The 13,707-nt window shown below is 62.8% G+C and carries 7 protein-coding genes; 6 read left to right on the forward strand and 1 reads right to left on the reverse strand.

The window, feature by feature from the left end; all coding sequences use genetic code 11:
* Window positions 1-41: 41 nt before the first annotated feature.
* Entirely contained in the window at window positions 42-2,738 is a 2,697-nt protein-coding gene (locus GJT30_15650) for an MMPL family transporter (GenBank protein MSM41051.1), read from the reverse strand.
* A gap of 278 nt (window positions 2,739-3,016) precedes the next feature.
* Here GJT30_15650 and shc point away from each other — a divergent pair, with 278 nt between their 5' ends.
* The 6 genes from shc to GJT30_15680 all read left to right on the forward strand — a co-directional run bounded on the left by shc (window position 3,017) and on the right by GJT30_15680 (window position 13,658).
* Window positions 3,017-5,059: a squalene--hopene cyclase gene (shc, locus tag GJT30_15655; GenBank protein ID MSM41052.1), complete on the forward strand. Its 2,043-nt coding sequence runs from the start codon at window positions 3,017-3,019 to the stop codon at window positions 5,057-5,059.
* A 95-nt stretch (window positions 5,060-5,154) separates the two neighbouring features.
* Window positions 5,155-6,141 carry an NAD-dependent epimerase/dehydratase family protein gene (locus GJT30_15660; protein MSM41053.1) on the forward strand — a complete coding sequence of 329 codons (987 nt, stop codon included), beginning with the start codon at window positions 5,155-5,157 and terminating at the stop codon, window positions 6,139-6,141.
* Between the two features lie 38 nt (window positions 6,142-6,179).
* Window positions 6,180-8,090: a 1-deoxy-D-xylulose-5-phosphate synthase gene (dxs, locus tag GJT30_15665; protein ID MSM41054.1), complete on the forward strand. Its 1,911-nt coding sequence runs from the start codon at window positions 6,180-6,182 to the stop codon at window positions 8,088-8,090.
* Window positions 8,091-8,200: 110 nt separating this feature from the next.
* A complete protein-coding gene (gene hpnH, locus GJT30_15670) occupies window positions 8,201-9,199 on the forward strand; it encodes an adenosyl-hopene transferase HpnH (protein ID MSM41055.1) in 999 nt (332 codons plus the stop codon).
* A 150-nt stretch (window positions 9,200-9,349) separates the two neighbouring features.
* Window positions 9,350-12,919 carry a DUF748 domain-containing protein gene (locus tag GJT30_15675; protein MSM41056.1) on the forward strand — a complete coding sequence of 1,190 codons (3,570 nt, stop codon included), beginning with the start codon at window positions 9,350-9,352 and terminating at the stop codon, window positions 12,917-12,919.
* A 73-nt stretch (window positions 12,920-12,992) separates the two neighbouring features.
* The gene (locus tag GJT30_15680) at window positions 12,993-13,658 is read left to right on the forward strand and encodes a DUF1318 domain-containing protein (protein MSM41057.1); all 666 of its coding nucleotides are present in this window, start codon (window positions 12,993-12,995) and stop codon (window positions 13,656-13,658) included.
* The last annotated feature ends 49 nt before the right edge of the window (window positions 13,659-13,707 follow it).

The following is a 13,707-nucleotide window of genomic DNA, read 5'->3' on the forward strand; positions in this document are numbered from 1 at the left end:
TTTCGAGGACGGCGGCGAGATGGCTGTGTTTCAACAACCTGCTAGCGCCCGCAGGCGAGCTTCAGCACCGCCGGCAAGACAATGACAAAAGCGACCTGGCAGGCGAGCATCCCCAGCGACATCACCGCGCCGATGCTGAAGACCCCCTGGTGGTGCGCCACCATCAGAGCGCCGAAGCTGACCATGATGGTCAGGGTATTGAGGATCACCCCGACGCCGGTACTGCTGGTCACGACCGCCTCGGCGCTCTCCCCCTCGCGGCGATAGCGGTTGATCAGGTAGATCCCCGAATCGACGGCAATCCCCAGCACCAGCGGCATGACGATGATATTGGCCGAATTGAAGCTGATCCCCAGGAGCCACATGCCGGAGACCATGAAGAGAAGCCCCACCACCAGCGGTACCAGGCCGATGATTGCATACCTGACGCTGCGGAAGGCGACCAGCAGGATGACCACGATGGCGACAAAGGCGTAGACAAAGGCGCCGCGATAGGCATCGCGCATGATGGTCATCGATTCGTAGACCATCACCGGCTCCCCCGTGGCGTGGGGGTCCACGGAACGGACATCGTCCAGGAAGGCCTTGAGCGGCTCCCGGTCGAAGATCTCATGCTTCGGCGCCACCTGCAACAGGTATGTGCCGTTCTTCCCCCGGAACCGGTCGACCAGTTCCTTCGGGACATCGGCCGGGGTCACCCGGGTCGGCTCAAGGCTCGCCATCATCAAGCCGAGCTTGTCCGGCAGCTCGGCCAGCATCCCTCCCTGGAAATCCCGCAACATGCCGGTGGCATTGGTGGAACGGTTTTTCTCCAGTTTGGCGAAAAAGGCATCCAAGGTCTTCAGGAATTCCCCCACCGGTTTGGCCTCCGGGCTTTTCTCCCGGTCCAGCGCCACCTTCAGCTTCTCCACGGTGTTCCTGAAGCGCTCGAACACCTCGGGCAGCTCCATCAGCTGCAGGTCCTCGCTGTAGGGCACCGGCCGGATATCGGCCAGATCATTGCGCAGGCCGCGCAGCAGAGCGATCTTCTCGTCCTGCCGGTCGGGGATGAACGAATTGAGGCTCACCACATGGTCAACGGTCGGCAGCGCCTCCAGCCGGGCGGTCCTGGCGGCGGCATCGGCTGCCGAATCGGCGATCGACACGGCAAAGTAGCCGGAGTTCTCCTTGCTCTTCATCAGCTTGTAAGCGTAGTTCACCGACTCCAGCCCCTTGGCCTGCAGGTTCATGAGGTTGTAATCGAAGCCGATCCGGCTCAAGGGGTAGAGCGAGGCAACACAGAGGACGACGGCAAGGGCCACCACCACCCGCGGGTGGCCGAAGAGGAACCTCCTGGCGCCGCTGTTCCCTGTCCCGCCGCTGCGGGCGGGGCTCTTGGCTGCAAGAGCGCTCCGTTTCCTCCGGTACGGCGCGAGCAGGACCATCAGCGCCGGCAGGACCGTGAAGGTGACCAGCACGCAGATGACCACCCCACCGCCGGCAATGATCCCCAGTTCGGCAATCCCCTTGAAATCGGTGAAGACAAAGGTCAGAAATGCCGCAGCCACGGTGGCCGCTGCCATGACGATCCCCCAGATGTTCCGGTTGAGCCCCGCGGCAATCGCCGCCAGTTCGTCGCTGCCGTTGTTCAGCTCCTCCTGACTCCGGAGCACCACCTGGATGCCGTACTCGATGCCGATGCCGATCAGCATGACGGCAAAGACCATGGAGAGGATGTTAAGCCTGCCGACCGCCAGGGTGGCGAAGCCGAAGGAAAGACAGATGGCGACGATCAGGGAGATCATGGCCGCCACCACGTTCAACACCCCCCGGAAGGAGACCAGGAGCAGCACCACGGTCAGCGCCAGGGAGAGGGCCGTGGCGATCTTGATGTCACGGTCGCTGGTCGCCATCTCCTCGTGCTCCAGCACCGGCACGCCGGTGAGCCCGGCGGTCACACCCTTGAATTCCGGCCGCTTGGCCAGTTCAGCCAGCGTGGTGCGAATCAGGGAGATGGTCTGTTCAGCCGGGACGAAACTCCCCTGTTCCTTTACCGGCAGGATGGTCATGATCTGCATCTGCCCTGCCTTGGCAATGGCCGACTCCTTGCCGTCCCTGCCGCGGAAGAAGAACTCCTGGAGGGAGAACTCGGCCGTGCCGCTGGCGGCAAAGGCGCCGATACCCCGCCCCAGGCTGGTCAGCATGAACGACAGACCAGCAAGCTCCCGGTCGCGGCCTGAGGTACCGGGAGCAGCGGCAAGGTAGCTGTCCATCTGCCTGGTCAGGGTGGTGAAGAGGGTCTGTACCGATGGCGCTGCGGCCAGCTCCTTCAATACCGGTTTGGCCAAAAGCAGGTTGTCGCGCAGCGACTGCAGGTCTTCCAGCGGCATGAAGAGGAGACCGTTCTTCTTGAAAAAGGGCATGTCAAAGGGGAAGAAGATCTCCTGCACCAGGTCCTTCCGCTTCGAGAGCCGCTCCTGCAGCTCCTCGCCGAAGCGCCCTGCCTTTTCCTGGTCGTTCGACTCGATGACGACGACGATCTCCTCCATGTCGCCGAACTCCTCGCGCCAAGCGCGGTAGTCGCGGTGGAACTGGGTGTTCTTCGGCATCAGGTCGTCGCGGCCGGTGAGGAACTCCATCTTTTGCCAGGTATAGACCACCGACAAGAGCGACAGGAGCAGGGCGCAAACCAGGATCAGCCGCGGCCGGCGAACGATGAAACCGAACAGGCCGCGGTACGGGGTGGTATCGTTCTTCATGGTTCCTTCTTTCGCGCCTGCGGGCTCGCAAGCGTCAATGCAGTATCGGTTGCTCGCGCCGGAGCATGAGCCGTCTGTTAGTAGCACAGCTCTTTCGGCAAATCAACCAAAGCGCTGCCTATCTCCTGTATCTACAGGGCATTACAGCCGGTTAAGCGGAAAAAGGGTGTATCTTTTCACCAAAATATGATAAGACTAGCTGATTTCCGGGACCGATCTTATCCCACACACCTATTAATCATGATATTACGCATTGTTATCAAGGAGTACCCATGGCGATGACCCCCTGCAAGCACCCCATATCCCATGCACTCACCTCATTCAACGGCGTGACTGCCGAACCTGAGATCAAACCGACAGCCAAGCCGGGAGCCAAGATCCACCACCTCCCCGCCTCGATCTGGAAGAAAAAGGAGAACGAGACGACCAGCCCGCTGGATCTGGCCATCGAGCGGACCTGCGAGTTCTTCTTCCGCGAGCAGCTCCCCCAGGGGTACTGGTGGGCGGAGCTGGAATCAAACGTCACCATCACCGCCGAATACGTCATGCTCTTCCATTTCATGGGGATCGTCGACAAGGCGAAAGAGCGGAAGATGGCCAACTACCTGCTCCGCCAGCAGACTGAAGAAGGGCACTGGTCCCTCTGGTACGGCGGCCCCGGCGACCTCTCCACCACTATCGAGGCCTATTTCGCCCTCAAGCTGGCCGGCTACCCGGCAGACCATCCCTCTATGGTCAAGGCGCGGGATTTCATCCTCTCCCAGGGGGGCATCCTCAAAGCGCGGGTCTTCACCAAGATCTTCCTCGCCCTGTTCGGCGAGTTCTCCTGGCTCGGCGTGCCGTCCATGCCGATCGAGCTGATGCTGCTCCCCAACTGGGCCTACTTCAACATGTACGAACTCTCCAGCTGGTCGCGGGCAACGATCATCCCGCTCTCCATCACCATGACCATGCGCCCGGTCCGCAAGCTCCCCCCCTGGGCCAGGGTCCAGGAGCTCTATGTCCGGCCGCCACGCCCCATGGATTACACCTTTACCAAGGAAAACGGCATCTTCACCTGGAAGAACTTCTTCATCGGCCTGGATCACCTGCTGAAGGTCTACGAGGGGAACCCGATCCGGCCCCTGAAGAACAAGGGGATGGCGGCTGCGGAAAAATGGGTGCTGGAGCACCAGGAACCGACCGGCGACTGGGGCGGCATCCAGCCGGCCATGCTCAACTCGGTCCTCTCCCTGCACTGCCTCGGCTATGCCAACGACCACCCTGCCGTTGCCAAGGGGCTGCAGGCCCTGGCCAACTTCTGTATCGAGGACGATGAGTCGCTGGTGCTCCAGTCGTGCGTCTCGCCGCTCTGGGACACCGCCCTGGCCCTGAAGGCGCTGGTAGAAGCAGGAGTTCCCACCGACCATCCCGCGCTGGTCAAGGCCGCGCAATGGCTGCTCGACCGCGAGGTCCGCAAGGACGGGGACTGGAAAATCAAGAGCCCCAACCTGAAGCCGGGCGGCTGGGCCTTCGAGTTCCTCAACGACTGGTACCCCGATGTGGACGATTCGGGCTTTGTCATGATGGCCATCAAGGACGTGCAGGTCAAGAACGAAAAGACCAAGCAGGAGGCGATCCAGCGGGGCATCGACTGGTGCCTCGGCATGCAGAGCAAGAACGGGGGCTGGGGCGCCTTTGACAAGGACAACACCAAGCACCTCCTGAACAAGATCCCCTTTGCCGACCTGGAGGCGCTCATCGACCCGCCGACCGCAGATCTGACCGGCAGGATGATGGAGCTGATGGGGACCTTCGGCTACTCCAAGGAGGACCCGGTTGCGGTCCGAGCCCTGGACTTTCTCCGCCGCGAGCAGGAACCGGACGGCTCCTGGTGGGGACGTTGGGGGGTCAACTATATCTACGGCACCTGGTCGGTCCTGTCGGGCCTGAGCGCCATGGGGGAAAACCCCAACCAGGCCTACATCCGCAGGGCCATCGACTGGATGAAATCGAAGCAGAACGCCGACGGCGGCTGGGGAGAAACCTGCGAGTCCTACCTGGACCCCTCCCTGGCGGGGATCGGCCCCAGCACCGCCTCCCAGACCGGCTGGGCGCTTCTGGCCCTCATGACGGTCGGCGAAGTCGATGCACCGGAGGTGAGTCGGGGGATTCAGTACCTCCTGGACACCCAGAAGGCCGACGGCACCTGGGACGAAGACCAGTACACCGGTACCGGTTTCCCCAAGTTCTTCATGATCAAGTACCATATCTACCGCAACTGCTTCCCTCTGACCGCGCTGGGGACCTACCGTTCCCTCAGCAGAAAGAGAAAGGGATAAGGCGGCCACCGGGCGAAATCCGGCGGATGAGCACAAAGTGAAGGGTGGGGGGTGAGAAGCGGAATCTGTCACCTTCCACCTTTTATTCGTTTTTTATGAAAGCATTCGTCACCGGCGCAACCGGTTTCATAGGCGCAAGCCTCGTCAGGGAACTCCTGAAGGATGGCTGTTCGGTCAGGGTGCTGGTGCGGCCCGGTTCGGACCGCCGCAACCTTGAAGGGCTCACGATCGAGCTCTGGGAAGGGGACCTGCGGGACGGAGCGAATCTCCGTGCCGGTCTGGAGGGGTGCGACGTCCTCTTCCATGCCGCGGCCGATTATCGCCTCTGGACGCGGAACCCGGTAGAGATGTACGAGAGCAACGTCGCCGGCACCCGCAACATCCTGGAAGCCGCCCTGGTGAACCGGCTGGTCCGCGTCGTCTACACCAGCAGCGTCGGCACCCTGGGGAATCCGGGCGACGGCACCCCCGGCACCGAGACGACCCCGGTCGCCTTTGCCGACATGGTGGGGGACTACAAGAAGAGCAAGTTCCTGGCCGAGCGGGAGGCCCAGTCCTTCCTGGCGCAAGGGCTGCCACTGGTCATCGTCAATCCCTCCACTCCGGTGGGAGGAGGCGACGTAAAACCGACCCCGACCGGCAAGATCATCGTCGACTTCCTCAACCGGAAGATGCCGGCCTACCTGGATACGGGGCTGAACATCATCGACGTGACCGACTGTGCGCGCGGCCACATCCTGGCAGCCCGCAAAGGGCGGATCGGCGAGAAATACATCCTCGGCAACGAGAACCTGACCCTGCAGCGGATTTTCGACCTCCTGGCCCAGATCACGGGAATCCCCGCGCCAAAGGTGCGGCTTCCCTACGCTCCCATCCTCGCCGCAGCATATTGCAACGAGGCCATTTCCCGGCTTACCGGCCGCGAGCCGCTGATACCGCTGGCAGGTGTCCAGATGGCCCGCAAGTTCATGTACTTTGACTCGTCCAAGGCGGTCCGTGAACTGGGTCTGCCACAACGACCGGCCCAAGAGGCCCTGGGCACGGCAGTGGAGTGGTTTCGCAGCAACGGCTACGTCCGGTAGCTCACGATTCACGTTACACGGCCCATACTGGAGGACTTATGTACCCATTACTCAATACCATAGACAGCCCGGCCGACCTGAAGCGTCTCCCTGCCGAAGAGCTGGTCAAACTCGCCGACGAGGTGCGCCGGTTCCTGCTGGACAACGTCTCCAAAACCGGCGGCCACCTCGCATCCAATCTCGGCTGCGTGGAATTGACCCTGGCGCTGCACCACTGCTTCGATTCCCCCAACGACCAGTTTGTCTGGGACGTGGGGCACCAGGCCTATACCCACAAGATCATTACCGGCAGACGTGACCAGTTCCATACCCAGCGCCAGTACAAGGGGATATCGGGCTTCCCCAAGAGGTCCGAGTCGCCCCATGACGCCTTCGGCGCCGGTCACTCCTCCACCTCCATCTCCGCCGGACTGGGAATGACCGTGGCCAACGACCTGCGCGGCTCCCGGAACAAGGTCGTAGCCGTCATCGGCGACGGCTCCCTCACCGGCGGCATGGCCTTCGAGGCGCTCAACCAGGCCGGCCACCTGCGGAAAAACCTGATCGTGGTCCTGAACGACAACGAGATGTCCATCTCCAAGAACGTGGGGGCATTTTCCACCTTTGTCTCCCGCAAGCTGAGCGGCAACGATTTCCGCGACCTGAAAAAGGTGATGCAGGGGCTCTTGGAGAATATCCCGGCCGTGGGGCACAACATCCTCAAGTTCGCCCGCCGGGCCGAGCACTCCCTGAAAGGGTTCCTGACGCCGGGGATGCTGTTCGAGGCGCTCGGCTTCGAATATATCGGCCCGATCAACGGCCACGACCTGCCGCAGCTGCTGGAGATCTTCCAGAATGTCCGCACCCTGGAGGGACCGGTACTGGTCCACCTGATGACCACCAAGGGGAAGGGGTACGAGCCTGCCGAACGGACCCCGGACCAGTTCCACGGTGTCGGTCCCTTTGACCTGGCCACCGGCAAGGTCAAGGCCGCCAAGGCCGGTGCCCCTTCCTATACGGGCGTCTTCGGGCAAGCGATGCAGAAGCTGGCCCGCGAGGACGACAAGGTCGTCGCCATCACCGCGGCCATGCCCGACGGCACCGGGCTGACCCCCTTTGCCAGGGAGTTCCCTGCCCGATTCTTCGATGTGGGGATCGCCGAGCAGCACGCCCTGACCTTTGCCGCAGGTCTTGCCGCCGAAGGGTTCAGGCCGGTGGCGGCGATCTACTCCACCTTCCTGCAGCGGGCCTATGACCAGGTCTTCCACGACATCTGCCTGCAGAAGCTGCCGGTCACCATGTGCCTCGACCGTGGCGGGCTGGTTGGCGACGACGGCCCGACGCACCACGGGACCTTCGACCTCTCCTATCTGCGCCATCTCCCCGAGATGACGGTCATGGCCCCCAAGGACGAGAACGAGCTGCAGCACATGCTCAAGACGGCTCTCTACTCCGGCCGTCCCATCTCGCTCCGCTACCCCCGCGGCAACGGCTACGGCGTCCCGCTCGACCAGGAACTGCGCGAGCTTCCCATCGGCAAGGGCGAGCAGCTCGCCGACGGCAACGACCTGGCCATCGTGGCCATCGGCTCCACGGTCTACCCGGCGCTGGAGGCTGCAGGCCTCCTGGGGCAGCGAGGAATCCGCGCCTCGGTCATCAATGCCCGCTTCGTCAAGCCGCTGGACCGTGAACTGATCCTCAACGCGGCATCCCGTACCGGCCTGCTGGTAACGGTAGAGGAAAACGCGCTCCAGGGCGGATTCGGCACCGCGGTCCTGGAGCTTCTGGCCGACGAAGGGCGCACCGACATCCGCGTCAAGCGGATCGGCATCCCGGACCGCTTCATCGAACAGGGGAGCCAGTCCCAGCTCCGGGAGGATCTGGGGCTCGATGCCACAGGCATCGCCGCCACCTGCGAGGCGTTTCTCGCATCCACCGTTGTCACCCAGCACCTGGCTCGGGTCAAGTAAATCAGGACGAATCAACCGCAGATATACGCGGATGACATCTGATTGCTTCTGTCCGTAGGCATCTGCGGATCTGTTTTTCTTCTTACTTTTGAAAGGAACATGAAAAAATTATGCGTTTCCCCTGGCGACTCAACTATGACCTGACCAGATACATCATCTCCAACAATATGAAGAAAATCGACAAGTACCCGTTGGTCCTGATGCTGGAACCGACCCACCTCTGCAACCTGGCCTGCTCCGGCTGCGGCAGGATCCGGGAATACGCGGACACCATCCAGGACATGATGTCTCTGGAGGAATGCCTCCGCTCGGTGGACGAATGCCCGGCCCCGGTGGTGACCATCACCGGCGGCGAACCGTTCCTCTACCCCCACATCATCCCGCTGGTCGAAGGGGTCCTGCAGCGGGGAAAGCATATCTATTTCTGCACCAACGGCCTGCTGCTGGAAAATGCCCTCGATGCCATGAAGCCCCACCCCAATTTCACCCTCAACGTGCACATGGACGGGCTGGAAGAGACCCACGACCGGATCCTGGAGCGGAAAGGGACCTTCAAGATCGCCGTGGAGGGGATCAAGAAGGCGAAGAAACTCGGTTTCAGGGTCTGCACCAACACCACCATCTTCAAGGACACCGACCTGGTGGAGATCGAGATGCTCTTCTCACAGCTGACCGATCTCGGCGTCGACGGCCTGCTGGTGGCCCCCGGCTTCGACTACGAGGCAGTGGGGGAAGACATGTTCCTGGTGCGCCGGGAGATCGAACGGAAATTCGCCCAGGTCTTCGAGATGAGCAAGCGGTTCCGCTTCTGGTCCACCCCCATGTACCTCCGCTTCCTCAAGGGGGAAAAGCAGCTCCAGTGCACCCCCTGGGGCAACCCGACCCGCAACCCCCAGGGATGGAAGGCCCCCTGTTACCTGATCACCGACACCCACTATCCCACCTTCCGGGAGATGATGGAAAAGACCGACTGGAACCGCTACGGTGTCGGCAAGGACGATCGCTGCGCCCAGTGCATGATGCACTGCGGCTTCGAACCGACCGTGGTCACCGAGATCGCTAAGAGCTGGAAAGATATCTGGGAAATGATCGTCTGGAACCTTACGTAACGACCCGAACACCCCGGTGACCTGTCAGGCCCCGCCCTTCTTGCGCCACAAGGAGAGCGGGGCCTGACCTTTTCCGACAGGTACATTCTCCCGCTGCGGCTTGCCAACAAGGCGATTCCCGGCTACAGTCACTTTACGGAGAAGAGGCCGATGGCAAACAGTACGGGAACGGATAACGGCGGCAAGGTTGCCCGCAGGATTCCATGGCGCATTCCGCTTGCGCTGGCGGTGCTTCTCGCCCTCGTTGCCATCTCCCTCAAGGTCTACCTCTCCACCCCCCTGGCAGCATCCCATCTCTCGCGGCTTATCACCTCGGTCCTGCACCAGCCGGCACGGGTGACCGGCCTGCACCTCTCCGGCACCACCCTCACCTTCACAGGGGTCACCCTGGCCAACCCGCCCGGCTTCGCCGCCGGTAACCTGGCTTCCGTGGAGAAGCTCACCGTTTCACCCCGCTTAAGCTCCCTGGCAACGGCAAAACGGAGCTTTCGCCTCATCTCCCTGGAAGGGGTCCGGCTCCATCTCCTGAAAAACAGCGCCGGCGACTGGAATTTCTCCGACCTCCTCCGTCGGTTCGGCAAAAAAAAATCCACCGGCAAAACCCTGGCCAAGAAGAAACCCGGCGCGGAGATCATCATCAGCCAGCTGACCCTCAGGGACGGCTCGATCCGGGTGAACGACCGGGAGGTGAAAGGGATCGGGCTCAAGCTCCATAACCTTGCCACGAAAGGGTCGAGCGATTCCGACCTTGAGCTTACCTTCGAGGACGATGCCGGAGATCCTTTCCGACTGACCGGCTCGGCCCGCTTGGGCACCAAACCGACATTCGACCTGACCCTCTCTGCCCCCGCCTTCTCCGTAGGGGGCATGGCCTCCATGCTGCATGCCCGGATGCCGGCCCGTCTCCAGGGGGGGAAGGGAAGCCTCCGGGCGACCGCCTCGCTGCAAGGGGGCAAACTGCAGATGACAGGCGAACTCGGGATCAGGGAACTCTCCCTTGCCATGGGCACCGCACCACTCCCCCTTGCGGCCGACCTCAGCTTCAGCGCTCGCTACAACCCGGCCAAGGACAGGGGGGAGCTGGAGAGACTGACCCTGGCACTGAACAACCTGGTCCGGTTGCATGCCTTTGGCAGCGTGGAAGACTTGAGGCATCAGCGCAGGTTCTCCTGCACCTGCAGCTTCGAGCCGCTCGCTCTTGGCCGGATGGCAACGCTCGTGCCGGCAGGAGCGCCCGGCCGGCTGGAAATCGGCGGCACGCTGGGGGGGGATGGGATCCGGATCTCCGGCGACGCCGTTCGCGGAATCACCAACCTCTCCGGAAAGGTGACCCTCCGCAACGGCAGGCTGGCACGGGAGAAGCTGCTGCTGGTCGAGGGGCTCGCCGGCACGCTCTCCCTCTCCCGGCAGAGGGACCTCTTTCTCGTCTCCGGCAGGTTCGCCACGGCGCCGCACCATGGCCCGGCGCTGCTGCAACGGCTGGATGCGCCGTTTCGCGTGGCCCTCTCCTCGCGGCTGAAACCGGTCCGAGTGGAGATCCCCTCTTTTGCCGCCGCGATCAACGGGATTCCGGTTACGGGAAGCCTCGGCTACCGGCCGACCGCACCGCTTCCCCTTTCCGCCTCGCTCCGGATACCCGAAACATCGCTCGCCAATCTCCCCCCGCTTCCCGAATCTCTCAAAATCAGGCTCTCGGCGGGCACGGTCTCATGCGCCCTCGACGCCAGGGGAGTCGGGCCGCGCGACTTTAGCGCAACCCTTGCGGCAGGGCTGTCAGGCGTCAGGGGTTCCAGAGGGGAGAAATCCTTTGCCCTGGCAAACGGCCGCATCGACACCCGGCTGACCAGAAAAAGCGGCGTCATCGGCGCCACCGGGGACATCCGTGCTAAGGCGATCTCCGTCGGCGCGGATCAGGGAAAGGCAAAGCTCGGCTTCCGATACGACGGAAAAACCGTCACCCTGGAAAACGCTGCTTTCGCCCTCGGAAAGACGAGCGGTTCCATTGCCCGCCTGACCGCCCTCCTCTCGCAAAAGGAGCGCCTCGGCACGGCAACGAGATACCCCCTGACCCTGGAGATCGGCACGACGGATATCCGCGCCGGGAAGGTCGAAGCAAAAGGGGTGACCGGGACCCTGCGCGGCGCCTACCTGGCCGACGGCACCGGTAAATGGCTCGAAGGGGCTGTTGAAGCCGCCTGCGGTGCGCTCGCCTGGAAGGGGAGCCCCATCGGCTCACCCAGGCTTCGGATGGACCTTTCCCGCACAGCAGCCAACGGCACGGTTGCGGGAAACGCACTGGGGGGAGAGTTGCGCGGCACCTTTGCCTTTGCCCCCGTTAAGCCGGCCGACGGGACGACCTTCACCCTGGCGCTCACCAGGGCCAGGCTTGTCGAGCTGGCAAAGCTCGGCGGGAAAACGGGAAAAGTGACCGTCGCCAATGGGCTTTTGGACGCAACCTGCAGCGGCAGCTACTCCCGGAGCAAGGGGCTTGTCTGCCGCCTTACCGCAGCCGCAGACGGGATAGCCCTTGCCGGTGCGGGGAACAAGAGCATGTTCAGCGGTGCCGGGGCAAGGCTCGCAGCCACCCTGGCAGGAGACAGGCTCTCTCTGGACGAGGCGCTCTTCAGCGCCGGAGAAGGGGTCAGCCTGAGTGCACGGGGCGAGCTGGAGCACGCCACCTCGCCGGAGCGGGCAGGGCGATTCACGGTTTCGCTGGCCAGGATCCCGCTCAACAGCCTGATCGACCCGTTCGTCAACGCCCTCCCCCGCGTTCTGCAGGAGGCGACCGTGGCCGGCGACGTTGCCGCCAACGGAACCGTGACGCTGCGGGGCGCTGCAAAACTCCTGGAGGCGAGCATCCTCCTGGATGGCGTGCAGCTCGACCTTGCGGCGCAGAAGTTTAACGCAAGCGGGATCAGCGGCAGCATCCCCCTCTCCTTCGAGCTTTCCGGCGCTGTTGCCTCCCCCCCCCTATCCAGCCTCAGCTTCAGCCGGGCCAACTATCCCCGCCTGCTCGACCTGATGCGGCAGCAGAAGAAAGGGACTGCCAGCGTCACCATCGACAAGGTCGCCTTCGGCCCGCTGGAACTCGGGCAGACGCTCGTGCAGATGCAGGCGAAACAGGGCATCACCGAGATCGTTTCCCTGCAGACCTCACTCTACGAAGGAACGATCCTGGGCAAGGGGTATCTGGCCATGAACCGGGGCCTGCAGTACAAGGGGGACCTGCTCGTCAACAGCCTGAGCCTGAAACAGCTCTGCAACGTCGTCCCGAAGATCCGGGGCTACCTTTCCGGCAGGGTGGACGGCATTGTCAGCATCTATGGCGAGGGGAAGGAAACCAGGGGAATGACCGGATTCACCACGCTCTGGGCGCGGGAGGGGAACGGTGAAAAGATGCTCGTCAGCCGTGAGTTCCTGCAGCGGCTGGCCAACAAGAAGCTGAGCGGGTTCTTCTTTCGCGACGACCGCACCTATGACCGGGCCGAGATCAGCGCCACCCTGGAACAGGGGTACCTGACCTTCCAGAACCTGGACATCTCCCACACCAACCTGTTCGGAATCCGCGACCTGAGCGTCTCCGTGGCACAAGCCCAGAACCGCATCGCCATGGACAACCTCTTCAACGCCATCAAGGAGGCGGCAACAAGGGGCAAGGCCTCCACGGGAGATACCGGCCCGGCCGCACCCGCGGTGCAGGAGTTCAAATGGGAGGAATAGCCGGCAGTTGTCAGGGGTGCCAACCCCTCTGGCATGTGGTATAGTGCTTATCACTACCCTTTAGGAGGTCACTATGAAAACCAGGATCCTCAAGCTGCTGCTGAGCTGCGGTTGCGCCCTGCTCGCTTCCTGCGCCATCATAACCGTCAATGTCTATTTCCCCGAAAAGGCGGTGAAGGACGCCTACAAATCGGTGGACGAGATGCTCCTGAAAGGGAGCGCCGATAAGCCGGGTGCCGATGTACCCCCCCCAGCCACGGAGCAGACGCCGCCCGAGACCAAGCCCCAGAGCAGGCTATTGGACCGGCTGCCGCGCCTTGCCCTGGTCGGCGAGGCCCAGGCAGCCGAAAACTACGCGGACGACCTGGCCGTGGAGCTTGCCAGCATGCCCGAAGTCGACAAGGCATACGATGAGATGAGTAAAATCCTGCCGAAGATCACCGCCCTGCTGGAGAGCGGCGCCATCGGACTGACCAACCAGGGGCTGGTCACGGTGCGGGATAAGACCAAGATGACCCCGCAGGACGAGACGTTGATCAAGGCGGAAAACGAAAGCCGCAAGACCGTGGTGAACGGCATGGCAAAGGCCATCCTGAAACTCAACAAGCAGAAGGAGAGTGCGGAAGCGCTGAACCAGATCAGGGGGAAGGCGGCGGCCACCTATGCAGAGATCAAGCGGGAGGCGGCCAAACCGGGATGGTGGACCCAACTTCCCAACGGCCGCTGGGTCCAGAAATAGAGGCGCTCAAAATGCATATGCCGCCCGGACAGCGGCGGCATATGCATTT

This window comes from Geobacter sp., from assembly GCA_009684525.1.
Taxonomy (GTDB): Bacteria; Desulfobacterota; Desulfuromonadia; order Geobacterales; family DSM-12255; genus Geoanaerobacter.